Here is a 26,967-nt window from a genome sequence, read left to right on the forward strand (position 1 = left end):
GGGATCCAACAGATGGAAGCGTTGATATCGGGAAAGAATTTGAAAGCTTATTACGTGCTTGACTTTTGGGGTAGTAAAAAAATAGTAAAAGCTGTTGATAATGTTAGTCTTGAAATACTACCTAACGAAATTTACGGCATAGCTGGTGAATCGGGTTGTGGAAAGTCCACGCTTTTGAAAGTCTTGCTTGCTCTTCTCGATCCACCGCTACGTCTGATGGATGGTGAGTTGTTGTACAACATAGAAGGAAATCTTACGAATGTAACATTGTTGAAAAGTGAAGCAACAAGGAGATTGAGATGGAGTTTTATTTCTTACATTCCACAAGGATCAATGCACGTGCTCAATCCCGTAAAGCGAGTGAGGGATACCTTCATAGAAATTCTGAGCAGTCACGTTAAAAAGCAGACTAAGGAGTTTCTCGACCTCGCAGTTCAGCATCTGAAGGATCTTGGACTTCCCGAGAGGGTTCTGAACATGTTCCCACATCAGCTGTCGGGAGGTATGAGACAGAGGGTTACCATAGCACTCGCCACAGTCTTGAAACCCCGCGTCATATTCGCAGATGAACCAACAACGGCACTCGATGTGGTGGCTCAACGAGCTGTTATGCAACTAATAAGAAAGATTCAAAATGATCTAAAAAACACCGTTGTTCTGGTAACTCATGATATGGGTGTGCACGCTCAAATCGCAACGAGGATGGCGATCATGTACGCGGGAAAGATCGTGGAGGAGGGCCCCACGCTGGAAATTTTCAAAAATCCTCTCCATCCTTATACGCGTTATCTGATACAGTCTCTTCCATCAATCGGTGATAAGAAATTGAGATCAGGAATTCCCGGTTCGCCACCCTCGCTGGTGACACCCCCGCCGGGGTGCAGATTCCACCCGAGATGTCCACATGTTACCCAGAGATGCAGGGAAGAAGAACCACTTTTAAAAGAGATAAAACCGGGTTATAAAGTAGCTTGTTTTTTAATGGAGAGGTGAAGAACATGTCCTACGAATGGGAAAACCCACAGCTTGTGGGTGAAGGAACGGAGAAGCCACACGCTTCTTTCATACCCTATCTGGACCCGTTCAGCGGGGAATGGGAGTACCCTGAGGAATTCATCTCTTTGAACGGGAACTGGGGGTTTCTCTTCGCGAAAAATCCCTTCGAGGTGCCGGAGGATTTCTTTTCAGAGAACTTCGACGACTCGAACTGGGATGAGATAGAAGTTCCAAGCAACTGGGAGATGAAAGGATATGGGAAGCCCATCTACACGAACGTGGTTTATCCATTTGAACCGAACCCTCCTTTTGTTCCAAAAGACGACAATCCGACCGGGGTGTACAGAAGGTGGATCGAGATACCTGAGGATTGGTTCAAAAGGGAGATCTTTCTGCATTTTGAAGGTGTTCGATCCTTCTTCTATCTGTGGGTGAACGGGAAGAAGATCGGTTTCAGCAAAGACAGCTGCACACCCGCTGAATTCAGACTCACCGATGTTCTAAGGCCAGGGAAGAATCTGATCACCGTTGAGGTTCTGAAGTGGAGCGATGGAAGCTATCTCGAAGATCAGGACATGTGGTGGTTTGCGGGGATATACAGGGACGTTTATCTGTACTCGCTGCCGAAATTTCACATCAGGGACGTGTTCGTGAGAACGGATCTGGATGAAAATTACAGAGACGGAAAGATCTTTCTGGACGTAGAGATGAGAAATCTCGGTGAGGAAGAAGAAAAAGACCTTGAAGTAACACTCATCACACCGGATGGAGACGAAAAAACACTCGTGAAAGAGACAGTAAAGCCGGAGGACAGAGTCCTTTCCTTTGCCTTTGACGTGAAAGATCCGAGGAAGTGGTCCGCGGAGACACCACATCTGTACGTTTTGAAACTGAAACTGGGAGAAGACGAAAAGAAAGTCAACTTCGGATTCAGGAAGATAGAGATAAAAGACGGAATGCTTCTTTTCAACGGGAAACCTCTCTACATAAAGGGAGTGAACAGACACGAGTTCGACCCCGACAGGGGTCATGCGGTGACAGTGGAGAGAATGATTCAGGACATAAAGCTAATGAAGCAGCACAACATAAACACAGTTCGCACATCACACTATCCGAACCAGACGAAGTGGTACGATCTGTGTGACTATTTTGGACTCTACGTGATAGACGAGGCAAACATCGAATCTCATGGAATCGGTGAAGCTCCTGAAGTGACCCTTGCGAACAGACCGGAATGGGAGAAGGCACATCTCGACAGGATCAAAAGGATGGTCGAGCGCGACAAGAATCATCCCAGTATCATCCTCTGGTCTCTCGGGAACGAAGCGGGAGATGGAGTGAATTTCGAAAAAGCCGCTCTCTGGATAAAGAAAAGGGACAACACGCGACTTATCCATTACGAGGGAACAACAAGGAGGGGAGAATCGTACTACGTCGATGTTTTCTCCCTCATGTATCCGAAGATGGACGTTCTTCTTGAGTACGCTTCAAAGAAGAGGGAAAAGCCCTTCATCATGTGTGAATACGCGCACGCGATGGGAAACAGTGTGGGAAATCTGAAGGACTACTGGGACGTGATAGAAAAGTATCCGTACCTTCATGGAGGTTGCATCTGGGACTGGGTGGATCAGGGAATAAGAAAGAAGTACGAGAACGGAAGAGAATTCTGGGCGTACGGTGGTGACTTCGGTGACACACCGAATGACGGAAACTTCTGTATAAACGGTGTGGTACTGCCCGATAGAACACCTGAGCCGGAACTTTACGAGGTGAAGAAGGTCTATCAGAACGTCAAAATAAGACAAGTATCGAAAGACACTTATGAAGTGGAAAACAGGTATCTATTCACGAACCTTGAGATGTTCGATGGCGCCTGGAAAATCAGAAAAGACGGAGAGGTCATCGAAGAAAAAACCTTCAAGATCTTCGCTGAACCTGGAGAAAAGCGTCTCTTGAAGATACCACTCCCAGAAATGGACGATTCTGAGTATTTCCTCGAGATCAGTTTCTCCCTTTCTGAGGATACCCCCTGGGCGGAAAAAGGCCACGTTGTGGCGTGGGAGCAGTTCCTTCTGAAAGCACCGGCATTTGAGAAAAAATCCATTTCAGATGGAGTATCACTCAGAGAAGAGGGGAAACATCTCACCGTTGAAGCAAAAGACACGGTGTATGTATTCTCAAAACTCACAGGCCTTCTGGAGCAGATCCTTCACAGAGGAAAAAAGATCCTGAAAAGTCCCGTTGTTCCCAACTTTTGGAGAGCTCCAACCGACAACGACATCGGAAACAGAATGCCGCAGAGGCTCGCCATCTGGAAGAGGGCATCGAAAGAGAGAAAACTCTTCAAAATGCACTGGAAAAAGGAAGAAAATCGTGTTTCTGTCCATAGTGTTTTTCAGCTTCCGGGAAACAGCTGGGTGTACACAACATACACCGTTTTCGGAAATGGAGACATCCTAGTGGACCTTTCTCTGATTCTCGCTGAGGATGTACCGGAGATTCCAAGGATCGGTCTTCAGTTCACGGTCCCTGAAGAGTTCGGCACCGTGGAGTGGTACGGAAGGGGACCGCACGAGACTTACTGGGACAGAAAAGAAAGTGGCCTTTTCGCAAGGCACAGAAAAGCTGTCGATGAGATGATACACAGGTACGTCAGGCCCCAGGAAACGGGGAACAGATCGGACGTGAGATGGTTTGCGCTTTCCGATGGTGAAACAAAACTCTTTGTGTCAGGCATGCCGCAGATAGACTTCAGCGTCTGGCCCTTTTCCATGGAGGATCTCGAGAGGGCTCAGCACATAAGTGAACTCCCGGAGAGGGACTTCGTCACCGTGAACGTGGACTTCAGACAGATGGGCCTTGGAGGAGACGACAGCTGGGGTGCGATGCCTCATCTGGAGTACAGGCTTCTACCAAAGCCGTATCGTTTTTCTTTCAGAATGAGGATTAGCAAAGAGATTCCATCCTGGAGGGTTCTTGCGGCGATCCCTGAAACGCTCCATGTTGAGATGTCCTCAGAAGACGTGATACGCGAAGGAGACACCCTGAGAGTGAAATTTTCCCTTCTGAACGACACTCCACTGAGCAAGGAAGAACAGGTGGTTCTCTTTGTTGATGGAAACGAATACTCGGTGAGGCGAGTGGTGATTCCACCCTTCAAGAAGGAAGAGCTGGTGTTCAAAGTAGAAGGATTGAAGAAGGGAGAACATCTGATACATACTAATCTGAACACGAGAAAAACTATCTACGTGAGGTGATATGTGTGGAAATATTCGGAAAGACCTTCAGAGAGGGAAGATTCGTTCTCAAAGAGAAAAACTTCACAGTTGAGTTCGCGGTGGAGAAGATACACCTTGGCTGGAAGATCTCCGGCAGGGTGAAGGGAAGTCCGGGAAGGCTTGAGGTTCTTCGAACGAAAGCACCGGAAAAGGTACTTGTGAACAACTGGCAATCCTGGGGACCGTGCAGGGTGGTCGATGCCTTTTCTTTCAAACCACCCAAAATAGACCCGAACTGGAGATACACCGCTTCGGTGGTGCCCGACGTACTTGAAAGGAACCTCCAGAGCGACTATTTCGTGGCTGAAGAAGGAAAAGTGTACGGCTTTCTGAGTTCGAAAATCGCTCATCCTTTCTTCGCTGTGGAAGATGGGGAACTTGTGGCATACCTCGAATATTTCGATGTCGAGTTCGAAGACTTTGTTCCTCTTGAACCTCTCGTTGTACTCGAGGATCCCAACACATCTCTTCTTCTGGAGAAATACGCGGAACTCGTTGGAATGGAAAACAACGCGAGAGTTCCAAAACACACACCCACTGGATGGTGCAGCTGGTACCATTACTTCCTCGATCTCACCTGGGAAGAGACCCTCAAGAACCTGAAGCTCGCGAAGAATTTCCCGTTCGAGGTCTTCCAGATAGACGACGCCTACGAAAAGGACATAGGTGACTGGCTCGTGACAAGAGGAGACTTTCCATCGGTGGAAGAGATGGCAAAAGTTATAGCGGAAAACGGTTTCATCCCGGGTATATGGACCGCTCCGTTCAGCGTCTCTGAAACCTCCGATGTATTCAACGAACATCCGGACTGGGTGGTGAAGGAAAACGGAGAGCCGAAGATGGCTTACAGAAACTGGAACAAAAAGATATACGCCCTCGATCTTTCAAACGATGAGGTTCTGAGCTGGCTCTTCGATCTCTTCTCATTTCTGAAAAAGATGGGCTACAGGTACTTCAAGATCGACTTTCTCTTCGCGGGTGCCGTTCCAGGAGAGAGAAAAAAGAACATAACACCGATTCAAGCATTCAGAAAAGGAATGGAGACGATCAGAAAGGCTGTGGGAGAAGATTCTTTCATCCTCGGATGCGGTTCTCCCCTTCTTCCCGCAGTGGGATACGTCGACGGCATGAGGATAGGACCCGACACCACACCGTTCTGGGGAGAACATATAGAAGACAACGGAGCTCCCGCTGCAAGATGGGCGCTGAGAAACGCCATAACGAGGTACTTCATGCACGACAGACTCTGGCTGAACGACCCTGACTGTTTGATATTGAGAGAGGAGAAAACGGATCTCACACAGAAGGAAAAGGAGCTCTACTCGTACACGTGTGGAGTGCTCGACAACATGATCATAGAAAGCGATGATCTCTCGCTCGTCAGAGATCATGGAAAAAAGGTTCTGAAAGAAACGCTCGAACTCCTCGGTGGAAGACCACGGGTTCAGAACATCATGTCGGAGGATCTGAGATACGAGATCGTCTCGTCTGGCACTCTCTCAGGAAACGTCAAGATCGTGGTCGATCTGAACAGCAGAGAGTACCACCTGGAAAAAGAAGGAAAGTCCTCCCTGAAAAAAAGAGTCGTCAAAAGAGAAGACGGAAGAAACTTCTACTTCTACGAAGAGGGTGAGAGAGAATGATGGAACTCAGGTACAATCCGCTCACAGATGAATGGGTGATCGTTTCGGCGGCCACACAGAAAAGACCGGTACAGCCATCGAAGACGGAGTGTCCCATCTGTGTTGGAGGCCTCGAGCTTCCCGAGGAGTACGATCTTGTCACCTTCGAGAACAGGTATCCTTCTCTGAAAAAAGATCCACCTCCTGTGGACTGGAAAGATAAGGGGCCTTTCAGGAAAGAAGAGTCCCGCGGTATCTGCGAGGTGGTCGTCTACACCTCGGATCACAACACAGCACTTCCTGGAATGCCTTTGAAGCAGATAGAAAAGCTCGTTGAGATGTGGGTGGACAGAACAAGGGACCTTTCTCAGCACGACTTTGTGAAATATATCTTCATTTTCGAGAACCGTGGAAAGGAAGTCGGTGCTTCCCTTCCACACCCGCACGGTCAGATATACGCGTTTCCTTTCCTTCCAAAGAGAATAGAAGTGAAGATAGACGCGATGAGGAATTGGTACGAAGAGGAAAGGAAGTGTCCCATCTGCGAGGTCCTGGAGAGCGAAGGAGAGGAAAGAAAAGTTTACGAGACGGAACATTTCCTCGCACTCGTTCCTTTCTATGCACGCTTCCCGTACGAGGTGCACATCTACCCGAAGAGGCACGTGAGCACTCTTCTGGAATTTTCGAAAGAAGAAAAGAAAGAGTTTGCGAAAGTTCTCAAGGTGGTAACTGCAAAGTACGACAAACTCTTCGATCAGGAGTTTCCCTACATGATGATGTTCTTCCAGGCACCGTTCAACGAAGAGGATGTGTCTCACTTCTTCCACTTCCATGTGGAGTTCAACCCACCGAAGCGAGACAAAGATAAACTGAAGTGGATGGCGAGTGTCGAGACGGGTACATGGGCGTTCATAAACCCCGTCGTTCCCGAAGAAGCAGCGAGGCAGCTCAGAGAGACGGAGGTGGAAATATGAAAGTGAAGGCACCAGGAAGAATAAACATCATCGGGGAGCACACCGACTACAACGACGGTTACGTTCTGCCGTTTGCGGTGAACAGATACGTGTTTCTCTCGATAGAAGGCTCAGATAGATTCATCTTCCACTCAGAAAACGTAAACGAAACGGTGGAGATGGAAAAGATAGAGAAACTCAACAAATGGACGGATTACATCTCGGGAGTCATCGCCTCTTTTGAAAAAAGGGGCTACAGGGTGTCTCCTGTTAAAATCTCCGTTTCTTCCAATCTTCCCATGGGAGCGGGTCTTTCCAGTTCCGCCGCTCTCGAGGTGGCGACCGCTTACGCGATTTCAGAATATTTCAGTTTCAACGTTCCGAAACTCGAACTCGTAAAGATCGCTCGTGAAGCCGAGGTGGAGTTCGTGGGAGTCAGGTGTGGTATCATGGACCAGTTCACTTCCGCTTTTGGAAAGAAAGACCACGCAATCTTTCTGGACACGATGACCCTCGAGTACGAGTACGTTCCTCTGAGACTGGAAGGTTACGAGATCAACCTCGTCGATTCGAATGTTAAACACGAGCTCTCCTCTTCGGAGTACAACAAAAGAAGACAGGAGTGCGAAGAGGTACTGAAAACGCTTGGGAAAAAGAGCTTTCGAGAAGTGACAAAAGAAGATCTCGAAAGACTCTCAGGCACTCTGAGAAAACGTGCCCAGCACGTGCTCGAAGAAAACGAAAGAGTCCTGAAAAGTGTTCAGGCTTTGAAAGAAGGAGATTTTGAAACCCTTGGAAAACTGCTCTTTTCTTCTCACGAGAGTCTCAGAGACCTGTACGAAGTTTCCTGCGAGGAAACGGATTTCATCGTGGATTATTTGAGAGGAAAGGAAGGTATCCTCGGTGCGAGGATGGTCGGTGGCGGATTCGGAGGAGGAGTGATCGTTCTTTCAAAGAAGGGGGCTTTTGGGAAGATAAAAGAAGAGCTGGTGGAGTCTTATAAGAAGCATTTCGGGATAGATCTCACCTTCCACGAGATAGAGAGTTCAGACGGTGTTCAAAAAATCTAAGGGAGCGTGAGCTCCCTTTTTTGTTAAAATGAAGTTGGTATTTCCAGATTCGGGGGGATCTGCGATCTTTGTTTATCGAACAAAGTGCAAAGAAGACACCATTTTCTATAAGGTGGGGATGAATTTGCAATTTAATTTGTGCCAAAATGTTAATATATCATAGAGAAATGAAGAAGATTGTCTTTTGACAGTAGGCGGATCACCTTTGGAAGTGTTAAAAGAATACATCAAATCTCAAGGACGTGACAAAAATGCTTCGAACCTACAAGTTCAGAATCTACCCTACGAGAGAACAAGAAGAAAAACTGGCCAAACATTTCGGTCACACCAGATTCGTGTACAACTTCTTTCTGAACTACGCCAACATCATCTACAGAGTAATGGAACGTCCTACATACTACAACGAATGGGCATCTGTTTTGGTAAAACTCAAAAAGACAAACAAATATTCATGGCTCAACGAAGTGAACTCTCAAGCGCTCCAGCAGTCGCTGAAAGATTTAGAACGTGCATTCAAAAATTTCTTCAAAAAGCAAGCTGGCTATCCAAAGTTCAAGAAAAAGAAATTCTCCCGCCAAACCTTTCGTATTCCACAGCACATTCAGCTGTATATCAAAGAAGACAATCCAAAATACGGCTGTATATTCGTTCCCAAGTTCAAAGAAGGGATAAAAGTGCGGCTTCACAGAAAGCTTCCGAAAGACGGAAAGATAAAACAAGCAACGTTCATCAAAACACCAACGAACAAATATTACGCTGCGATAGTCTTTGAAGTCCAAGATGCTGAAGTACAAAATACTTCCACCGACATTCTAGGTATAGACCTTGGAATCAAAGACACAATCACATTGAGCGATGGCAAGAAATATAAAATGCCAGACCTTTCAAAATACGAGAGACAGATCAAAAGACTTCACAGACGATTATCCAGGAAACAGAGAGGTTCAAAGAACTGGGAAAAAGCACGTTTGTGTCTTGCAAAGCTGTACGAGAAAATAGTCAACATAAAAAACGACTGGCTTCACAAGATCACACACGATCTTGTCAGCGAAAGCCAAGCTGGAAAGATCGTGGTGGAAGATCTCAACATCAAAGGTATGGTTCAAAACCACAGACTTGCCAGGCACATCCACATGCAGTCGTGGAGGAGATTCTTAGAACTTCTCGAGTACAAGGCAAAGCGCTGTGGGATCGAAGTGATAAAAGCGAACAGATACTATCCCTCAAGTCAGATGTGCAGTGAATGCGGGTACATAAACAAAGAAGTCAAAGACCTGAGCGTTAGAGAATGGACGTGTCCTGTATGTGGAGCGCATCACGATAGAGACGTGAACGCTGCGAAGAATTTGGTCAGGTACGGCTTGATGCTTTCAATAGGGCGGGAACCGTCCGAGTTCATGCCTGTGGACCGTGCTCTGGCGGCGGAATCCGAAAGGGGTCTACGAGCTATCACGGGTTGAAGCGGGAAACCACATCTTCTGTAAGGTGGGGTAGTTCACGTGGATCTGGACAATTTCAAAAAGATCAACGATACCTACGGACACGAAAGCGGTGATGAGATTTTGAAGGCCCTCGTTCAAACAATAAAAAAGAATGTGAGACAGTCCGATATCGTGGTGAGAATGGGAGGAGATGAATTTCTTGTGATATTGAGAGGATGCAAACCAGAGAAAGCGGAGGAAATCTTCCAGAAGATACTGCTTGAATTCAAAAACAGCCATCCTCTCCAGCCAGAGTTTTCCTACGGTGTGGTTCCCTTCAAAGAAAGCCTCGAAAGGACACTTAGGGAAGTCGATGAATCGATGTACAGAATGAAGGATGTTAAGAAGGGGACGTTAAAATAAAAAAATGGCTCCGGCGGCAGGACTCGAACCTGCAACCACCTGGTTAACAGCCAGGCGCTCTACCGGTTGAGCTACGCCGGAACCTCCACGGATAATTGTACTACATACCTTCCTGAATTTCAAGTGGACTTGATGGTAAAATGAATGAAAAAATTGAAAAAAGGTTGATATCAAGCACCGATGACTATTTTTCTTACCGGTTTTGGAAGGATCCGTGCCAGTTTCAGTAGAATTTCCATGATCATCAAGGAAAACACCACCATGATGATCACCCAGCACCATTCGGGAAGATCAACAAAAGTGTCGAGAAACACGTAGAACATCCACTGAAACGGCATGTGAATCATGAAGAGAAGGAAAGAATACCTTCCCATCCTTTTCAAAAAGGACAGATTAACTTTTTCAGCCAGCCAGGTGAACACCTCTATACTGTAGATTCCCAGAAGTACTCCTGTGAGAGAAAACTGATCGACTCCCAAAAGTGTGTGGAATTTTCCGTACGCGTTCCAGTACTCCAGAGATCCGATCGCAAAGAGAAAGACGTATAGGAACAAAGATAGCTTTCGTGGTTCTCTCTTCTTTCTCTCGACAGCATCTTTGTATCCCATCAGAAATGGAAAAAGCCAGTGAACAGGATTGAGATAAGTGATCAACGCACCTTCTATGGGAGGAAGGAGTCTGTCCTTCGTGAGGAACCAAAAACTCACAAAAGAGGAGTTAACAACAGCTCCGGCGAAGGAAAACGGCAGAATCTTCCGGGGATCTTTTATGAAAATCGATATCAACAGCAGAATCATTACAACCAGTACGAAATAGTACTGCCACGATCCTGTGAAAGAAAAGATGGTGATCAGATATTTTTTGAGTATTGAATCATCAACGCTGAAAACCCTCTTCGTCACCCAGACGTTCGTATATTCTCCATCCAACAACACATAAGCAATGAAAGAAAGGGAAGCCCAGAAGAGATAGAAATGAAAGAAAGAAGAAGCCTTCTGGAGAATCTTCAAAGGGTTCTTTTTCACTCTTCCCTGTGAATATCCGAACAGATACACGAAGACGAAAACGGAAGGACTCACGAATCTGAGCAGTGGAACGAGAAAAGTGAGGTCTCTGTACACCCCCACGATAGCGTGACCCATTAAAACGAACAGAATCAAAAGTCCCCTCAACGATTCCAACGGTCCCACCTCTGCTAAAATAATATCGAAAGGAGTGAAGAACTTGAAGAACAAACACTTTGCCCTGCTGTATCTTGTTCTGTTTTTAGTACTCGCAAAACTTTCCCCTTTCATTATAACCGCTCTGATAATGGGGCTGTATCTTTCGATAATTATCGATTACGTTGCGCGATTTTTGGGAATACTCGTAAAAAAACCGCGCGTTCTTCCCCGCGTGATATCAAACGTTCTTGTCTTCCTCACGACAGCCTATTCGGCTGTTAATTTCTTTCCGGTGATCGTAAGAGAAGCGCAGAAGGTCTTCACTGAGATAGACAGAATAAAATCGGGTTTGGAGAACATCGACATACCCGGATGGTTGTCTTCTATATTGAACAGCATCAGCGCATCCTTCTCAGAAGGGGCACTCTCGCTTGTGAACAAAATCATAGGCTACGTTCCTTCTTTCATAACGGCTGCCATACTCATAGTGATCACGGCCTTTATCGTGTCCTCGTTGAAGAGACTCATAAAAGAAAATGTACACTACCTGTTTCCCACAAATCCCAGTGACGGTAAAGAGTTCCTGAAAACTACTTACACCGAGTTCGAAAGGTTTGTGGGTGGTCAGGTGCTCGTTGCGATATTCGTCGGTCTGTTTGTTGGCTTTGGTGCTTTCATTTTCAAAATACCGAGTGCGTTCTTTTTAGGAATGCTTGCTTTCGTAACGGATTTCGTTCCGTATCTTGGGGTGGTGATATCTGCTATTCCTCTTCTGATGCTTGCCTTCTCTGTTCATGGTCTGAGCGGTCTTCTCATAGGAACGATCATCCTCGTCGCGGCGAATCAACTGGAAATGTGGGTGCTCGCTCCAAAGATACAGAGCAACACCTTGAACGTTCACTGGTTCATCATTCTGATCACTATACTCATCCTCGGCGATCTTTTCAGTTTCGGTGGCGTTCTAATTGCGCTTCCGTTTCTGATATTCCTGAAAAACTTCTGGAAGCAGTACGTAATGGGAGGCTGAAACGATGCCCACTTACACGTTCAGGTGTAAAAAGTGTGGGGAAGAATACACGGTATTCACCTCTTACAGCAAAATAGACGAGGTGAGATGTCCTAAGTGTGACTCAAAAGAGAAGGAAAGAGTGTACAGGAAGATTTCCTTCTCCGTGCAGGGTGGTTCTTCTTCCTCCTCGTGCGGTGGAAGCTGTGGAGGATGTTCAGGATGTAGCTAAGTCTCTTCTTCCTCACCCTCCACTACTTTTCTGATCCTTCTTTCCAGTTCTTCTTCGTAGTCTATCTGAATCTTCTCGTACACATCGTTCATGAGCGGTGAGGAGATTAAGAAGTCCGCTGTGGATCTTGTGATGGCGACGGGAATGTTGTACACTGTGGCTATCCTGATGAGTGCTTTCACATCCACATCGTGAGCTTGGGGTTCCAGAGGATCCCAGAAGAATATGAGCACGTCTATCTTTCCTTCAGCGATCATCGCACCGATCTGCTGATCTCCACCGAGGGGTCCGCTTTTCAGTCGGTGTACTTTGAGACCGAGTTTTTCCTGAAGGAGAGCACCGGTCGTACCTGTAGCGTAAAGCTCGTGTTTGGAGAGCGTTCCAAGATTGAAGCTCACCCACTCAAGAAGATCTCTCTTTCTCCTATCGTGTGCAATGAGAGCGATCCTCTTCTTTTTATCCATAAAGATCTTGTACCTTCTTGGTCTGTCAGACATTCTCTCTCCCCCTCTTCTTGCTGAATTTATTCATGTACATCCTTTCGTCTGCGACCTTCAGGAGTTCTTCCACACTTTCTCCGTCTTCGGGGAACACGCTGATACCATAACTGAAATTCACTGAAAACAATTCTCCATCCACTGGAACAGATTCTCTGAAGTGCTCTTCTATTCTCTTCATGAGAATTTCCGCTCCTGTTCGATCCGTTTCAGGGAGTATGATACCGAATTCGTCACCCCCGAGTCTACCAACTACATCCGATTTTCTCAGAAGTGAGGTGAGTCTGTTTACAAACTCTTTCAGAACTCGATCTCCAACCAGGTGGCCCTTTGAATCGTTTATACGCTTGAAATCATCAAGATCGATGAAGACGAAGGAGAGTTTTCTGCTGTACCTCTTTGAAAGGTTGATGAGGTAAGCGAGTCTACTTTCGAACGCTTCTCGGTTGTACACACCAGTTAGGGAATCGCGTTCAGCGAGCCAGAGGATCCTCTCCTCCCCCTTCAATTTCCAGTAGATGAGTTCTAGGTGATTTTTCAAAAGTCTGGCCATCTCAAAAAGTCTCTCATCGGTTTTTCCACAGCCGATGAGGAGTACTGCAAAAGTATCTGTTTCGTACTCAAGAGGAATTCTCAACATTCTATTCTCACAATCTATGTCTTCCGGTATCCTGGACAAAATCTCTTCGAAAGAACCGTTGAGAGAGGCTGTCAGAACGAAATCCCCGTTCTTTTTTTCGTACAGAGCCACACTCTTTGAACCGAACACTTCACCGAGTGATAAAAGATACTGTTTGAACACGAAATCGTTCCATCCGAGCGATAGAAGGCTTTTTGAAAGATCCAGAAGAAGCTGATAGAATTTTTTGTCTTCTTCCAGAGAGGTGAGATTTTCCTTTAACTCAGTGATGTCAAGGCCTGTTACCATCACTCTGTTCTCCTCAAGGGGTATGAACACCCATCTTATGATTCTTCCATCTATGGTACCTTCGTGCACCATTTTTTCTTTGAAGGATCTTTCAAAAGTTTCGTGTGGAAAACTTTCGTGGAACATGTCGAACCAGTTTTTGTTCAGAAGCTGTTCTCTGTTCACTCCAAGAAGTTTGCAACCTGCTTCGTTCACGTCTTCAACCGTTCCATCTTCTCTCAGAATCACACTCAAAACGGGAATGTTGTTGAAATAAGTGAGGAATCTTTTTCTTTCTCTTCTGATCTGATCCTCTATTTTCCTTATATCATCGATGGGGCGTGCGATTTCCTGAATCATAGCGATCTTCTTTCCTTCATATACCGGAGCCAATTTACACTCGCACAGAACGGTTCTTCCATCCTTTGAGAGAAGTTCCCTTTCCAGAGTCTTTATACCATTCTGTGAAAAATTCAAGATTTGAAACAATACCCTTTCTTCACCTGGCTTAGAAATCTCCTCTATGGTTTTTCCGAGAAGCTCGATGCGAGTGTATCCCAGGAATTTCTCAGCGGCTGGATTCACATCAACGATCTTTCCAGATGGGTCGTAGTATATCACCATGTCGTTGTTTTCCTCGAAGAGTCCTCTGAACATCAGGGTGAATCTTTTCAGTTTTAAAAATACTCTGAAGATTCCAATTAGAAGCAGAAGAGAACCGGCCACGTAAAAGATCAATTTGACTGTATAGAAAAAAGAAGGAAAAGCGAAGAAAAATTCCAGAAGATTCATCAGCGCGCCGAGAAACAAAGAAACGCTTCCAAAAAGAACCACGTACGATCCTGTCAGGGAAAACAAAGTGTTCAGCAAAAAAGATCCGAGAAGAAAAAGAACTCTGGGAAGGGCAATTTCCCAGCGAGTCGCTAAGTGAATTTCAAGAGGGGTGCCGATCAGGAAAGAATAAATGATTAAAAGTACGGTGCCCACGAGGAGCACCGGCCAGATGAGTTTTTTCATTTGACCTCCGCTAACTCCCTGTGAACTTTCTTCAGAAGGTTCGGTATGTCGAGCTTTTGCGGACACTTACTGAGACATTCGCCGCATTCAACACAGAAGGAAGCGGCGGATTTTTGACTTTCAAACCATTTGTACGTTCTTCTTCCACCTTCCCAATCTTCGAACATGATGGTTTCGTTGTACAGACGGAAGTTTCCGGGGATATCCACACCGTTCGGACACGGCATGCAGTATCCACACTGGGTGCAGTTTATCACAGCAAAAGACTCAAGGGTTTTTCTTACCTCTTCTATCATCTTCATGTCTTCGTCTGTGAGATTGCCGGGAGTGATATTGCTCATGATCTTTACGTTCTGTTCCACCTGTTCGAGGGTGCTCATTCCACTCAATATGGTGGAAACCTCCGGGTGATGTCCAATCCATCTGAAGCTCAGTTCTACCGGAGACCAGTCCTTGTTGTATTTCCTAAGAATTTCCATGACCTTCTCTGGAAGTCTTGCGAGCTTTCCACCTTTGAGTGGTTCCATGATCACAACGGCAAGTCCCTTTGATCCAGCGTATTTCAACCCTCTCAGTCCTGCCTGGTAGTTCACGTCCATGTAGTTGAGCTGTATCTGGCAGAAGTCCCAGTCGTACCCATCGACGATCTCTTTAAAAACTGGATAGCTGTCGTGGAACGAAAAGCCCGCAAATCTTATCTTCCCTTTTGCTTTCGCTTTCTCGAAGAAATCGAAGAATCTCAGATTCTTGATCTTCTCCCATCTTTCTTTGTTCAGTGCGTGCATGAGGTACATATCAACGTGATCCGTCTGGAGTTTCTCCAGCTGTTCGTCGAGAATTCTCTCAAAATCTTCGTGTTTTTCCACCTGCCAGACGGGAGATTTGGTTGCGAGGAAAACTTTTTCACGGTATCCGTCTTTCAGAGCTTTTCCCACGACTTTTTCACTGTTTCCTCCGTGGTAAGGATAGGCCGTATCGACATAGTTCACACCGTGATCGATGGCGTAACGGATCATTTCGATGGCTTTCTCTTCGTCGATGTTTGAATGATCCTCTCCAATGACGGGGAGTCGCATGGCTCCAAAACCGAGGAGCGACGTCTTCACTCCGGTTTTTCCGAAATCTCTGTACTGCATATTTTCACCTCCTTACAGTTATCAATTTTATCACTCCACAATGATAAAATCTAACGTGTGGGAGGGGATCGGTTTGAGATTGAAAAAACTCTACTTAAAAGGTTTTAAATCCTTTGGAAGACCTTCCCTGATAGGTTTCTCCGATCGCGTGACCGCTATCGTTGGCCCCAACGGTAGCGGGAAATCCAACATCATAGATGCCATAAAATGGGTGTTCGGTGAACAATCGAAGAAAGAGCTCCGTGCGAGTGAAAAGTTCGATATGATCTTCGCTGGATCGGAGAACCTTCCACCGGCTGGTTCTGCCTATGTGGAGCTTGTCTTTGAAGAAAACGGAGAGGAAATAACCGTGGCCCGTGAGTTAAAGAGAACGGGAGAGAACACTTACTACCTCAACGGAAGCTCGGTTAGATTGAAAGACATCAGGGATCGCTTCGCGGGTACCGGTCTTGGAGTGGACTTCTACTCCATCGTGGGACAGGGACAGATAGACAGAATCGTTAATGCCTCACCGGAAGAACTGAGATTACTGCTGGAAGAGGCGGCGGGTGTTTCCATATACAGAGAGAAGAAAAAGGAAACAGAACTGAACCTCGAAAGGACGAAGGCGAACCTCGACAGGGTGAAGGACGTTCTGTTTGAGCGCGAAAGGCAGATGAAATCTCTCTACCTCAAAGCCAAGCGCGCTGAAAGGTTCAAGGAGTACACGGCCCAGCTCGAGGAACTTCAAAAGATCTACTACGGAAACGTTTTTAAGAGAGAAAGAAAAAAACTGGAATTCTACCAGGAAGAAGAAAAGAAGACAAACGAGAAGATAAAGAACATCCAGAAAGAACTGGTGGAGCTGGAAACGAAGTGGAGCACCCTGAGAAGCGAGTTTGGGGAGATGGACCAGGAAATAGAACGCTACACGAAACTCCTTGAAGACTACAAGAAAAGACAGAACGACCTTGTGGAGATGAAAGGATTCTACTCTTCAAAGCTCGCAGACAGTGAAAACAGGTACGTGGAATTGTCCACCAGGCTCGATGAACTGGAGAAGCGAAGAGAAGAGTACAAAAAACGTCTTGAAGAGATGGAGTACATATTCAAAGGAGTGATGGGAGACTACGAGAGGAAAGCGAAAGAGCTCGAAGAGTTCGAAAAAGAAAAAGAGAATCTCCTTTCGAGATTCAGCGAGAAAGAGAAAGAGTTTTTGAGAGTCAGAGACGAGATCTCCAAGTTAGAAAAACAGATACTCAAACTTGAGAACGAACTTTTGAGGATAGGAGAAACTCTCGAAGACCTTGAAAAGAGAAGGAAAATAACGGAAAATCAGATACTAACGAGGAGAAGAGAGCTCGAAGATAAAAAGAGCGAGTTCAAAGAGATATCCAAGCGTGTAGAAGAACTCGATGAAGAGGAGAGAAAATTGACTGAAGAATTGAACGCTGTTCGTGAAAGACTGGAGGAGATCGAGGGAGAGATCAGAAGGGTCAATCTGGAAATAGACGCGAAAGAGAAGAGATTGAGAGAGATACAGTTCGAAAAAGAAATGATCGAGCGCGATATGCGAGAGTACCGTGGATTCTCAAAAGCAGTGAAGGTAGTCTTCGAGGAAAAGGAGCGCTTTCCCGGACTTGTGGACGTGGTTTCGAATCTGATAGAGGTGGATGAAAAGTACTCCCTCGCTGTGAGCGTGCTTCTCGGTGGGACGGCTCAGAACATCGTGGTGAGAAATGTGGATACGGCGAAAGCGATCGTGGAGTTTTTGAAACAGAACGAAGCGGGAAGGGTGACCATTCTTCCACTCGATTTGATAGACGGTTCATTCAACAGGATATCCGGTCTGGAAAACGAAAGAGGATTTGTGGGGTACGCTGTTGATCTGGTGAAACTTCCTTCGGAATTGGAAGTTCTGGGAGGATTTCTCTTTGGGAATTCCGTGGTGGTGGAAACACTAGACGACGCTATCAGAATGAAGAAAAAATACCGATTGAACACCAGGATCGCTACTCTCGATGGTGAACTCATAAGCGGAAGAGGAGCCATAACAGGAGGAAGAGAAGAAAGATCGAGCAACGTGTTTGAAAGACGCATAAAGCTGAAGCATCTGGAGCAGGAGATGGAAGAAACAGAGAAACAAATCGAAGAAAAGAGGGACGAACTGGCCAGCCTGAAGACAGAACAGGAAAACCTGAAAAATCAGGAAAAGCTCGTTCAGAGGGAACTGTTCGAACTCTCCAGGAAATCGTCTTCGACTAAAACCGTTCTGTCCGAGATCTTGAGATCTATCAATCAGCTTCAGGAAGAGGTGGAAAATCTGGAGAAGCTCCTGGTTGAGTACAGGGCAAAAGAAGAAGGACTGAACGCGAGAAGAGAAAAGATCTTCGAGGAGATCGACGAGCTGAAGCAGAACAGAGAAAACCTTCAAAAATCGCTGACCGAATACTCCGAAGAACTCGAGAAAGAAAAGAAGATTCTCGATGAACTCAACGAAAAGATCTTCACGCTCAGGGCAGAGGTTGGAAATCTTCTGGAAACAAAAGATCGATACGAAAAGGAAATGCGCGACACGGGAAAAATGATAGAACGCATTGCCCGAGAAACAGAAGACATAAAACTGCAGATGACGAGCCTCGAAGAAGAGATGGAAAACTACAGAAAGTTCATAAGAGAACACGAGAGAGAAATCGAGCATTTGAAGAAAGAAATGGACAGTGTGTTTGAAGCCATGAAACTTCACAGATCAGGTAAAGAAGAAAAGATGCGAGAGCTTCAGGAAGTAGAAAACAGGATGAACGAACTGAAAGAAGAGAAGGAAAGATTGAGAAATCACCTCCACCAGATAGATCTGGCTCTCCAGGAAACCAGGTTGAAGATAGCAAACCTCTTGGAAGAGTTCTCCGGAAACGAAGAGGACGTTGAAGAACTCGGCGAAGAACAACTCGAGGAGGTCTACAGACAGATAAAAGATCTGGAAAACAAGATAAAGTACCTAGGTCCTGTTGATCTCACGGCTATAGACGAGTACGAGAAACTCCGCGAAGAGTACGAGGAAATATTAAAACAGAAAGAGGATCTTGAGGAAGCAAAACGAAAACTTGAAGAGATCATAGAAAAAACGGATCGAGAAGCGGAGAGCTTGCTCTTTGACGTTTACCAGAAGGTGAATGAGAGTTTCAACAGGTTCATTTCTCTGCTCTTCTTCGGTGGCGAAGGAAGACTCAACATCGTTTCTGAAGCCAAGAGCATTCTCGATGCGGGTTTTGAAATATCCATAAGAAAGCCGGGAAGAAGAGATCAGAAGTTGAGTCTTCTTTCGGGTGGCGAGAAGGCGCTCGTGGGACTGGCTTTGCTTTTCGCTCTCATGGAGATAAAACCGAGTCCCTTCTACGTGCTCGACGAGGTTGATTCTCCCCTCGATGACTACAACGCAGAGAGGTTCAAGAGGCTCCTCAAAGAGAACTCGAAGCACACCCAGTTCATCGTGATCACGCACAATAAAATCGTGATGGAAGCGGCCGATCTTCTACATGGGGTGACCATGGTGAACGGTGTGTCGGCCATCGTTCCGGTAGAGGTGGAGAAAATACTGGAGGTGTAGCGATGAAGTTCTACGAAGAGAAGATAGACAGCAGAAGAGTCTTCGAGGGAAAGATGATAAATGTGAGGGTGGACCGCGTGAGGCTTCCAGACGGCAAGGAATCCACTCGTGAAGTGGTGGATCACCCCGGTGCCGTGGTGATCGTTCCCGTGCTCGGTGAGAAGATTCTGTTCGTTGAACAGTACAGGTATCCCATCGAGCAGGTCCTTCTGGAGCTTCCCGCGGGAAAACTGGATCCTGGGGAGTCACCGGAAGAATGTGCAAAAAGAGAGCTCGAGGAGGAAACGGGCTACAAGGCGAAGAAGCTTTCTTATCTTGGAAAGATCTTCACCACACCGGGTTTCACCACGGAAGTGATACACATATTCGCTGCCGAAGACCTGGAAAAGACCGCTCAGAACACAGACCCAGATGAATTCATCGATGTTAAAGAAGTGTCCATTGAAGAAGCACTTTCTCTGCTCAAGAACGCGGAGATAGAAGATTCCAAAACCATCTGTGCGCTAACACGATTTTTCTTTGCGAAGGGAGTGATTCGATGAAGGTGATCGTGAACGGAGAGGAGATAGTCGTTGAAGGGGTCCAAACCCTGGGAGAGCTTCTGAATCGGGTGAGAGAAAACAAAGAGAATCTCGTTGTGAAGAGAATAGTTATAGACCATGAAGAACAACCTCTGTCCAGCCTGGAAGACCTGAAACAGATGGAAATAAACGAGGAAATGGAGATCGAACTGGAACTCTCCCCGTTGAGGGATTTTCTCCTCGAAACGATTGAAGAGGTGCTCAGGTATATAAAACGGGTGAAACCTCTCCTCGGTAAGGTGGCGGACGCGGTTGTTGCTGGAACCACAGAGGGATACAGGAGTATAAACGATCTTGCCGAAGGGCTGAACGCGATGGAGAACGTCCGCATGAACACTGTGAGAATCACTGGAATCAACTCGAAGGAACTCGGGCTGAAAGTCGAAGAGGAGAATCTGGTTCGTATCCTCACGGACTTTGTGAACGCTCTTCAAAGCAAAGATCTGGTGAAAATAGCGGATCTCATAGATGGAGAGCTCAAAGACGTTTTTGAATATTACGAAGAGTTTTTCAAGAGGGTTGAAGAGTTGCTTCAGAAAGAACCGTCCTGAGAGGTGAAAAGATGAAGGAAAACACCTATCTTGAAAAGATGGTGATGACCGCAAGTCCTGCCAAACTCGTTCAGATGCTCTACGAGAAGGCGGTAGAGGTTCTGAAAGAGGCCGAGAATTTGCTGGCCGATAAAAAATTTGTTGAATTCAACGAGAAGGTGACGAGGGCGCAGGACATCATCACCGAGCTCAACCTCTCCCTCGACATGGAAAAGGGAGGAACGATCGCGCAGAATCTGAGAGCTCTCTACAACTACATGTTCCAGAGGCTCGTAGAGGGGAACGTGAAAAAGGATGTGGAGAAAATCAAGGAAGTTCGCGGGATGCTCGAAGAACTGCTCGAAGTCTGGAAAGAAGCTATGAAGAAAGCAGGGAACGTGACTCCTCCCGAAAAGAAGCAAGGGGGGTTGAATCTCATGGGGTGACCATAAAGAAAGCGAGCGAAGTTTCTGTGATAGATCTTGTGAACCTCGTGAATGAGATTTTCAAGGATTATGCGGTGCCTGTGAACTGGGATGTTTACAACTTCAACCTCGACGTGAGAGAAAATTCGATCTCTCTTGACGATTCTTTCGTGTTTTTTGAAAATGATGTTCCGGTGGGATTCATCCTACTGTGCATAAGGAAAGACAGGGGCAGAATAGACTCCATGGGTGTGATCAAACCGAAGAGAGGAACGGGACTTGCGGATATGATTTTGAAGCATGCACTGGAACATCTCATGTGGAAAGGTGTAAAAAGCGTTGTTCTTGAGGTTGTGGCGGATGATCAAAGGGCGGTTCGATTTTACGAGAAGAACGGTTTCAAAAAGAGAAGAGAGCTCTACAGTTATTTCTTCGACAGAAGAATAGATGGAACGGGTTCGGTGAAGTTCTTCGAAACGGACGAAAAGAGGATCCACATGTATGCCCTCAAGGCGAGAACGGATTTTAAAAGAAACCCGAACTGGCAGAGGGAGTGTACCACTCTTCTTCTCGCAGATGGACGGTATCGAATGGAAAGGGCAAGCTGGAGAGACGGAGAAGGTTATCTGGTCTGGGGTGAGACTCCCCAGAGTGGCTTCATAGTGGACGCTTTTGCCCTGCGTGGAAGCATGGACGAGTTCATAAGAGAGTGTGTGGATCACATCCAGAAAGAGAGCGGAAAAACGGCTGTGACGTGCACCGCGGTGCCTGAAGACGATCCCCTTTCTCGTTCACTCGAAGTGAACGGCTTTCAGAGAGTTCTCGTACAGTACGAAATGGAGTTGAAATTGAGTTGAAAAAGGGAGTTCTGTTCGATTTAGACGGAACGATTCTGGATTTTGAAAAGAGCGAAGATCAGGCTCTGAAAAGAACCTTCCTGAAGTACGGAATTCCTCTCACCGAGGATCAGGTGTTTTTGTACAGAGAAATAAACAGGAAATGGTGGAAGCTGCTTGCAGAAGGCAAGGTGTCGAAAGATGTCGTTGTTGTTGCCAGATTCGAAGAATTTCTGAAAACGCTGAACATCCCACTGGATCCAAAAGAGGTTGCAAAAGATTATCTGGAGTTTCTCTCTGAAGAAGCTCATTTCCTTCCAGGTGCAGAAGAATTCCTCGAAAGGCTGAAGAAGAAAGATCTTCGAATGGCTGCTGTGACGAACGGAGTCAGGTTCGTTCAGGAAAAAAGAAGCAGGAAGCTGAAACTCGACAGATTCTTCGAGTTCGTCCTCACCTCCGAAGAAGCGGGAGTCGAAAAACCAGATCCACACATCTTCTGGATGGCACTCGAAAGAATGAAATTGAAAAAGGAAGAAGTCCTCTATGTGGGGGACGATCTCAGCAGTGATCTCAAGGGTGCCAGAAACACCGGGATAGATTTCGTGCTCTTCTCACCTGACGGTGACTCCTCTGGAGATTTCCCGGTTGCAAGGAATTTCGAAGAACTGGAGAAGATAGTAGAAGAGCTTCTGTGAGATTCGTGAAGTAAAAAACCCGCCGGGCGGCGGGGAAAGTCACACTTTCAGTATTTCTTTTATGTCCTTTTCCGGTTCCGAGATCGTCTTCAATCCGAATTCTGCGGTGAGCACTTTCAGAATGTCCTCGTTCACCCACGCGGGAAGAACAGGACCAACGTATATGTTTTTCAGGCCGAGTGCAAGAAGTGTCCACAGGATCGCAACTGCCTTCTGCTCCATCCAGGTGAGAACGAGTGTGAGAGGAAGCTCTGTGACTTCCACACCGAAAACTTTCGCGAGTGCCTGAGCGATCTCTATCGCGACGATCGTGTCGTTACACTGTCCCACATCGATGAGTCTCGGGATGCCCTCGATGTCCCCAAGATCAAGGTCGTTTATCCTGAACTTTCCGCACGCGAGCGTGATCACAACGGTTTCTTTCGGGAGTTTCTGAACGAACTCTCTGTAGTATTCGTTCCTCTTGAACGGCACATCGCATCCTCCTACGACGAGGAAGTGTTTTATCTTCCCGGCCTCCACGAGTTCTTTTATTTTGTCCGCGAGAGAAACCACAACAGACGTGGAAAATCCTGTCCTGAGTTTGTAGCTTCCCGGTTTTTCTTCAAGATCTGGCAGGCTCTTTGCCTTCTCTATCACCTCGGTGTAGTCGTATCCATCTATGTGCTTTACACCGGGGAGTCTAGCGATGCTCGTTGTGAACATCCTGTCTCTGTAAGATTCAGAGGGAATCAGGACACAGTTCGAAGTTCCCAGGATGGCAACGGAGTACACTGCGAACAGCTTTCTCTGATCGTACCAGGCTTTCCCCAGGTTTCCAACGAGATTCTTGTACTTTCTCAGACCGGGGTATCCGTGCGCTGGGAGCATCTCGGAGTGGGTGTAAACGTAGACGTTCGTTCCTTCGACCTGTTTCAGAAGTTCTTCGAGGGCTTTCAGGTTGTGTCCCGTCACGATAATTCCCTTTCCCTTCTTCGTTCCGGTTTCCACTTCGACGGGGGTGGGTTCTCCGTAGGTTTCGATGTGTGCCTTTTTCAGAAGCTGCATCGCTTTCAGATTCATTCGGCCTGCTTCGAGTGCGTACTCCACGAAGGACTGTGCGTCGAAGTTCACGTTGGTGAGAGTGCTGTAGAGCGCCTCATCGAGGAAACCGGCGATCTCTGGATCGTCGTAACCGAGTTCTCTCGCGTGGTAGTAGTAGGCGGAAATTCCTTTTATTGCGAAGACGAGGTTGTCCTGTAGTCTTGCAACTGTCGGGCTCTTCCCACAGACTCCGTACTCGGTACAACCCACACCCTTTGCCGTCTGTGAACACTGGTAACAGAACATCTGCATGCTTTTCCCTCCTCTTGTTAAAGCTTTCACGTAGATTATAATTAGGTTGTAATAACTCTGTCCGTAACAATTGTTACGGGGGTGGGGAGTGTTGCTGAAAAATCTTCTACAGCACGGTCAGGTACTCACGTTTAGAGAAGGGGAAATGGTCAGATATCAGGGAGATCCGATAGATGATATCCTTGTCCTTCTTGAGGGCTCTCTGAGAACAGAACACGTCTCTGAGAATGGAAAGGTTCTAGAGATCGATACGATAAGGCCCGTTCAGATCGTGGCATCTGGCCTTGTTTTTTCCAGAGATCCGGTGTATCCGGTGAACGTGATAGCGAAAGAAGATTCAAAGATTCTATCGATACCGAAGGAGAAGTTCCTTGACCTTCTCATGAAAGACAGAAATCTCCTTCTTTTCTTCCTCGAAGATGTGTCAGAGCACTTCAGGATCGTCTCTGAAAAACTCTTCTTTCTCACCACAAAGACGCTGAAAGAGAAGGTTATTCATTACCTCGTTCATCACATGAACGAAGATGGAGAGTTGGTGCTTCCTGTGAGTGTGGAAGAACTTTCCAGAATCTTTGGATGTGCCCGGCCGGCACTCTCCAGGGTGTTTCAGGATCTTGAGAGAGAGGGTTTCATAGAGAAAAAGGGAAGAAGGATAAGGGTTCTGAGAAACCCCCTGGAGGATGGTAAAATCTGAACAAAGGAGGGGGGTAATAGGATCAGGGGCGTTGCTTTTTTCTTTCTGATTCTGTCTGTTTTTGTCTTTTCTCAGCATCTTCGAATAGCCCTCGATGAAGATTACGCTCCTTTCTCCTTTTACGATGAAAGCGGAAATCTTGCTGGCATCTCCGTTGATTTCTGGAAACTCTTTTCTGAGAAGACAGGGATAGAGGTGGAACTCGTCCCAGTGAAGTGGCAACTGGCTCAGCAGATGGTCCTCGAAAAAAAGGTGGATGCCATCGATCAGATATTCAAAACACCAGAAAGAGAAGAGTTTCTCTCCTTTTCTAAACCCGTTTTTGAGATGAGATCCTGCGTGTTCTTCAGAAAAGACCTTCCTGTGAAAACCTTCTCCGATCTTTCTTCGTACGTTGTTGGTGCCCTCAGAGGAGAAGGCATGGTAGATGTCCTTCTTAGGAAGAACCCGGATGTGCGATTTGAATTTTTCGATAACTATTCCTCCATGATGGAAGCTCTCAAGAAAAGGGAGATATCCGTTTTCCTTGGAGACGACGTTGTTGCAAGATACTATCTTTCAAAAGAGGGACTTCTTTCTGATTTTCTAACACTTCACCTTGAAACGAACTATCTCCACGTTGCTGTTTTAAAAGGAAACGAAAGCATCCTGGAAACCGTAAACTCGGGCTTGTCCCTTGTGTCGGAAGATGAGAGGAACGAAATCATAAGAAGGTACATCCCACTCGTTGTGGTAACACCACCGTGGTTGATGAAGGTGGTCTTTTACGGTTCTGTCCTGTTCTCAACAGCCCTCGGGATTTCTCTTGCCTTCGTTTACCTTCTCAGAAGAAAGGTGGAAGAAAAAACCCTCCAGTTGAAGTTGAAAAACGAAGAACTGAAAGCCCAGAACGAAGAGATAGAGGCACTCTATCAGGAGGTCTCGGCGAATCAGGAAGAGATAGAAAGGCTCTACAGCGAGATCAGAGAACTGAACGACAGATTCAGGCACTCGATCAAGGAACTTTCGAAACTGGTTTTCATAGAGGATACTTCGAAATTTGCCTCTGAACTTGCAGAGATAATCAGAGATCTTATTGAGGCGAAGAACGTGAAGGTGGTGCTGGACGGTCAGGTGACCGGAGAAGCGAGAGGAGAGACCTTTGAGATCTCCCATTCAAAGGAAAGTCACGGTTACGTGGTGATAGAAGGTGATCTGGGTGAGGATGAAAGAGAGGTTCTTCAGGCCTTTCTGAACATCGTCTCTGCCATTCATACTTACAGAGAACTGGTGAGAAAGGAAAAGAAACTGCACAGAGACATCGTGAGAACGTGGGTAAGGGCACTCGAGTACTACGATTATTACACGAAGGGACACTCTGAAGAGGTGGCGTATTACGCTGTTGAGATCGGAAAGATGTTCAACGTGGATGGAGAAAAACTGGAAAAACTCTACTGGGCAGGCCTTCTGCACGATATCGGGAAGATCTACGTACCCCAGGTTGTTTTGAACAAAACAAGTAAACTCGACGAACGAGAATTTGAGCTGATAAAGATACATCCCGTTAAGGGATACGAGCTGGTCAAGGAGATCGAGGGTTTTGAAGATGTTGCAATCTGGATAAGGCATCACCACGAAAGATGGGACGGAAAAGGTTACCCGGACGGTCTCAAAGGTGAAGAAATACCCTTCGAAGCCCGTGTTCTGTGTGTGGCGGATTCCTATCAGGCGATGAGAAGCGACAGGCCGTACAAGAAGGGAAAGACCGTCGAAGAGGCAATTCAGGAGCTTCTCAGAAACGCTGGAAGACAGTTCGATCCTGTGATCGTGGAAAGATTCGTTGAGTTTCTGAGGAAGGGGGGAGATCTTGGAACTGGGCATCAGGGGTAAAAGCGCCCTCGTTCTTGCAGGAAGCAGGGGAATAGGAAGGGCAGTTGCAGATGCCCTGAGGGAAGAAGGTGTCAGGGTTGTGGTCTGTTCAAGAAACGAGGAACTGTTGAAGAAAACAGGACACGAGTATGTGGTCTGTGATCTGAAGAGAGAGCCAGACAGGTTGTTTGAGAGGATAAAAGAGGTGGACATCCTCGTTCTGAACATGGGAGGACCAAAACCGGGATACCTCGACGATCTGACGGATGAAGATTTCAAAGATGCCATCGACGGTCTGTTCCTGAACATGGTGAAGATCGTGAGGAACTATCTTCCCGATATGAAGAGAAAGCGCTGGGGAAGAATCGTTGCCATCACTTCTTTCTCCGTGGTCTCTCCTCTGGAGAACCTCTACACTTCGAACTCTGCAAGAATGGCCCTCACAGGTTTTCTGAAGACACTTTCCTTCGAAGTGGCCCCGTACAACATCACCGTGAACTGTGTGGCACCCGGCTGGACCGAAACGGAGAGAGTGAAAGAACTTCTCGATGAGGACAAAAAAAGACAGGTGGAATCACAGATTCCCATGAAGAGGATGGCGAAACCTGAGGAGATAGCAAACGTGGTGGCCTTTCTGTGTTCTGAGAAGGCTTCCTACATCACGGGACAGACCGTTGTTGTAGATGGAGGCCTTTCGAGATTTCCCCTCTGAAAGA

At 46.6% G+C, this 26,967-nt stretch carries 23 protein-coding genes and 1 tRNA gene; 18 read left to right on the top strand and 6 right to left on the bottom strand.

Annotated elements, in window-relative coordinates; genetic code table 11:
* Nucleotides 1-12 precede the first annotated feature (12 nt).
* From TRQ2_RS08390 to TRQ2_RS08420, 7 genes are all read left to right on the top strand, one after another.
* Nucleotides 13-993: an ABC transporter ATP-binding protein gene (locus TRQ2_RS08390; protein ID WP_011943979.1), complete on the top strand. Its 981-nt coding sequence runs from the start codon at nucleotides 13-15 to the stop codon at nucleotides 991-993.
* Nucleotides 994-998: 5 nt separating this feature from the next.
* Nucleotides 999-4,253, top strand: coding sequence for a beta-galactosidase LacZ (gene lacZ, locus TRQ2_RS08395; protein WP_012311226.1), 3,255 nt, complete (start codon nucleotides 999-1,001; stop codon nucleotides 4,251-4,253).
* 5 nt (nucleotides 4,254-4,258) lie between these two features.
* Complete coding sequence (galA, locus tag TRQ2_RS08400; RefSeq protein ID WP_012311227.1) at nucleotides 4,259-5,917, top strand: alpha-galactosidase; 1,659 nt, start codon at nucleotides 4,259-4,261, stop codon at nucleotides 5,915-5,917.
* A complete protein-coding gene (galT, locus tag TRQ2_RS08405; RefSeq protein ID WP_011943982.1) occupies nucleotides 5,914-6,870 on the top strand; it encodes a galactose-1-phosphate uridylyltransferase in 957 nt (318 codons plus the stop codon). Before galA ends, galT begins: the two co-directional genes overlap by 4 nt.
* Nucleotides 6,867-7,919, top strand: coding sequence for a galactokinase (locus tag TRQ2_RS08410; protein ID WP_011943983.1), 1,053 nt, complete (start codon nucleotides 6,867-6,869; stop codon nucleotides 7,917-7,919). Before galT ends, TRQ2_RS08410 begins: the two co-directional genes overlap by 4 nt.
* A 251-nt stretch (nucleotides 7,920-8,170) precedes the next feature.
* Nucleotides 8,171-9,379, top strand: coding sequence for an RNA-guided endonuclease TnpB family protein (locus TRQ2_RS08415; RefSeq protein ID WP_012311228.1), 1,209 nt, complete (start codon nucleotides 8,171-8,173; stop codon nucleotides 9,377-9,379).
* 39 nt (nucleotides 9,380-9,418) lie between these two features.
* A complete protein-coding gene (locus TRQ2_RS08420; RefSeq protein WP_235231220.1) occupies nucleotides 9,419-9,763 on the top strand; it encodes a GGDEF domain-containing protein in 345 nt (114 codons plus the stop codon).
* A gap of 5 nt (nucleotides 9,764-9,768) precedes the next feature.
* On the opposite strand, the gene TRQ2_RS08425 is transcribed toward TRQ2_RS08420, so the two are convergent.
* Together TRQ2_RS08425 and TRQ2_RS08430 are read right to left on the bottom strand one after the other, a co-directional pair.
* Nucleotides 9,769-9,844 (bottom strand) — tRNA-Asn (locus TRQ2_RS08425).
* Between the two features lie 89 nt (nucleotides 9,845-9,933).
* A complete protein-coding gene (locus tag TRQ2_RS08430) occupies nucleotides 9,934-10,944 on the bottom strand; it encodes an acyltransferase family protein (protein WP_011943985.1) in 1,011 nt (336 codons plus the stop codon).
* 43 nt (nucleotides 10,945-10,987) lie between these two features.
* On the opposite strand from TRQ2_RS08430, the gene TRQ2_RS08435 reads away from it, so the two are divergent.
* Both TRQ2_RS08435 and TRQ2_RS08440 read left to right on the top strand, forming a co-directional pair.
* The gene (locus TRQ2_RS08435; protein WP_012311229.1) at nucleotides 10,988-11,953 is read left to right on the top strand and encodes an AI-2E family transporter; all 966 of its coding nucleotides are present in this window, start codon (nucleotides 10,988-10,990) and stop codon (nucleotides 11,951-11,953) included.
* Between the two features lie 4 nt (nucleotides 11,954-11,957).
* A complete protein-coding gene (locus TRQ2_RS08440; protein WP_011943987.1) occupies nucleotides 11,958-12,164 on the top strand; it encodes a zinc ribbon domain-containing protein in 207 nt (68 codons plus the stop codon).
* Here TRQ2_RS08440 and TRQ2_RS08445 read toward each other — a convergent pair.
* The 3 genes from TRQ2_RS08445 to TRQ2_RS08455 are packed head-to-tail and all read right to left on the bottom strand — an operon-like array spanning nucleotide 12,161 to nucleotide 15,721.
* Entirely contained in the window at nucleotides 12,161-12,661 is a 501-nt protein-coding gene (locus tag TRQ2_RS08445) for a methylglyoxal synthase (RefSeq protein WP_004080162.1), read from the bottom strand. The two genes, TRQ2_RS08440 and TRQ2_RS08445, sit on opposite strands and share 4 nt — an antisense overlap.
* Entirely contained in the window at nucleotides 12,654-14,585 is a 1,932-nt protein-coding gene (locus TRQ2_RS08450) for a sensor domain-containing diguanylate cyclase (RefSeq protein WP_012311230.1), read from the bottom strand. Before TRQ2_RS08450 ends, TRQ2_RS08445 begins: the two co-directional genes overlap by 8 nt.
* Nucleotides 14,582-15,721 (bottom strand): aldo/keto reductase, encoded by a 1,140-nt coding sequence (locus TRQ2_RS08455; RefSeq protein WP_012311231.1) that lies wholly within the window; start codon nucleotides 15,719-15,721, stop codon nucleotides 14,582-14,584. The genes TRQ2_RS08450 and TRQ2_RS08455 overlap by 4 nt, the downstream gene beginning before the upstream one ends.
* Nucleotides 15,722-15,794: 73 nt before the next feature.
* Between TRQ2_RS08455 and smc the strand changes: the two genes are divergently transcribed.
* Genes smc through TRQ2_RS08485 form a run of 6 tightly spaced genes read left to right on the top strand, consistent with a single transcriptional unit; the run spans nucleotide 15,795 to nucleotide 22,374 of the window.
* Nucleotides 15,795-19,307 (top strand): chromosome segregation protein SMC, encoded by a 3,513-nt coding sequence (gene smc / locus TRQ2_RS08460; RefSeq protein ID WP_012311232.1) that lies wholly within the window; start codon nucleotides 15,795-15,797, stop codon nucleotides 19,305-19,307.
* Nucleotides 19,308-19,309: 2 nt separating this feature from the next.
* The gene (locus TRQ2_RS08465; RefSeq protein WP_012311233.1) at nucleotides 19,310-19,849 is read left to right on the top strand and encodes an NUDIX hydrolase; all 540 of its coding nucleotides are present in this window, start codon (nucleotides 19,310-19,312) and stop codon (nucleotides 19,847-19,849) included.
* A complete protein-coding gene (locus tag TRQ2_RS08470) occupies nucleotides 19,846-20,439 on the top strand; it encodes a hypothetical protein (RefSeq protein ID WP_012311234.1) in 594 nt (197 codons plus the stop codon). The genes TRQ2_RS08465 and TRQ2_RS08470 overlap by 4 nt, the downstream gene beginning before the upstream one ends.
* A gap of 11 nt (nucleotides 20,440-20,450) precedes the next feature.
* Nucleotides 20,451-20,864: a flagellar export chaperone FliS gene (fliS, locus tag TRQ2_RS08475; protein ID WP_012311235.1), complete on the top strand. Its 414-nt coding sequence runs from the start codon at nucleotides 20,451-20,453 to the stop codon at nucleotides 20,862-20,864.
* Entirely contained in the window at nucleotides 20,861-21,700 is an 840-nt protein-coding gene (locus tag TRQ2_RS08480) for an N-acetyltransferase (protein WP_011943994.1), read from the top strand. Before fliS ends, TRQ2_RS08480 begins: the two co-directional genes overlap by 4 nt.
* On the top strand, nucleotides 21,697-22,374 hold the full coding sequence (locus TRQ2_RS08485) for a YjjG family noncanonical pyrimidine nucleotidase (protein WP_011943995.1): 678 nt from the start codon (nucleotides 21,697-21,699) through the stop codon (nucleotides 22,372-22,374). Before TRQ2_RS08480 ends, TRQ2_RS08485 begins: the two co-directional genes overlap by 4 nt.
* A gap of 39 nt (nucleotides 22,375-22,413) precedes the next feature.
* On the opposite strand, the gene hcp is transcribed toward TRQ2_RS08485, so the two are convergent.
* A complete protein-coding gene (gene hcp / locus TRQ2_RS08490) occupies nucleotides 22,414-23,709 on the bottom strand; it encodes a hydroxylamine reductase (protein WP_012311236.1) in 1,296 nt (431 codons plus the stop codon).
* A gap of 88 nt (nucleotides 23,710-23,797) precedes the next feature.
* On the opposite strand from hcp, the gene TRQ2_RS08495 reads away from it, so the two are divergent.
* Genes TRQ2_RS08495 through TRQ2_RS08505 form a run of 3 tightly spaced genes read left to right on the top strand, consistent with a single transcriptional unit; the run spans nucleotide 23,798 to nucleotide 26,963 of the window.
* Nucleotides 23,798-24,403, top strand: a complete 606-nt coding sequence (locus TRQ2_RS08495) for a Crp/Fnr family transcriptional regulator (RefSeq protein WP_038067813.1) — start codon at nucleotides 23,798-23,800, stop codon at nucleotides 24,401-24,403.
* Nucleotides 24,404-24,454: 51 nt separating this feature from the next.
* Complete coding sequence (locus TRQ2_RS08500; RefSeq protein ID WP_238514494.1) at nucleotides 24,455-26,272, top strand: HD domain-containing phosphohydrolase; 1,818 nt, start codon at nucleotides 24,455-24,457, stop codon at nucleotides 26,270-26,272.
* Nucleotides 26,250-26,963: an SDR family oxidoreductase gene (locus TRQ2_RS08505; RefSeq protein ID WP_012311239.1), complete on the top strand. Its 714-nt coding sequence runs from the start codon at nucleotides 26,250-26,252 to the stop codon at nucleotides 26,961-26,963. Before TRQ2_RS08500 ends, TRQ2_RS08505 begins: the two co-directional genes overlap by 23 nt.
* Nucleotides 26,964-26,967: the final 4 nt, after the last annotated feature.

Origin of the sequence: Thermotoga sp. RQ2, from assembly GCF_000019625.1 — a bacterium.
GTDB classification, from domain to species: domain Bacteria; phylum Thermotogota; class Thermotogae; order Thermotogales; family Thermotogaceae; genus Thermotoga; species Thermotoga maritima.

Coding starts and splice junctions, on each gene's coding strand:
- TRQ2_RS08390 (WP_011943979.1), top strand. CDS start 13: ATGGAAGCGTTGATATCGGGAAAGAATTTGAAAGCTTATTACGTGCTT.
- lacZ (WP_012311226.1), top strand. CDS start 999: ATGTCCTACGAATGGGAAAACCCACAGCTTGTGGGTGAAGGAACGGAG.
- galT (WP_011943982.1), top strand. CDS start 5,914: ATGATGGAACTCAGGTACAATCCGCTCACAGATGAATGGGTGATCGTT.
- TRQ2_RS08410 (WP_011943983.1), top strand. CDS start 6,867: ATGAAAGTGAAGGCACCAGGAAGAATAAACATCATCGGGGAGCACACC.
- TRQ2_RS08415 (WP_012311228.1), top strand. CDS start 8,171: ATGCTTCGAACCTACAAGTTCAGAATCTACCCTACGAGAGAACAAGAA.
- TRQ2_RS08440 (WP_011943987.1), top strand. CDS start 11,958: ATGCCCACTTACACGTTCAGGTGTAAAAAGTGTGGGGAAGAATACACG.
- TRQ2_RS08445 (WP_004080162.1), bottom strand. CDS start 12,661: ATGTCTGACAGACCAAGAAGGTACAAGATCTTTATGGATAAAAAGAAG.
- TRQ2_RS08450 (WP_012311230.1), bottom strand. CDS start 14,585: ATGAAAAAACTCATCTGGCCGGTGCTCCTCGTGGGCACCGTACTTTTA.
- TRQ2_RS08455 (WP_012311231.1), bottom strand. CDS start 15,721: ATGCAGTACAGAGATTTCGGAAAAACCGGAGTGAAGACGTCGCTCCTC.
- TRQ2_RS08465 (WP_012311233.1), top strand. CDS start 19,310: ATGAAGTTCTACGAAGAGAAGATAGACAGCAGAAGAGTCTTCGAGGGA.
- TRQ2_RS08470 (WP_012311234.1), top strand. CDS start 19,846: ATGAAGGTGATCGTGAACGGAGAGGAGATAGTCGTTGAAGGGGTCCAA.
- fliS (WP_012311235.1), top strand. CDS start 20,451: ATGAAGGAAAACACCTATCTTGAAAAGATGGTGATGACCGCAAGTCCT.
- hcp (WP_012311236.1), bottom strand. CDS start 23,709: ATGCAGATGTTCTGTTACCAGTGTTCACAGACGGCAAAGGGTGTGGGT.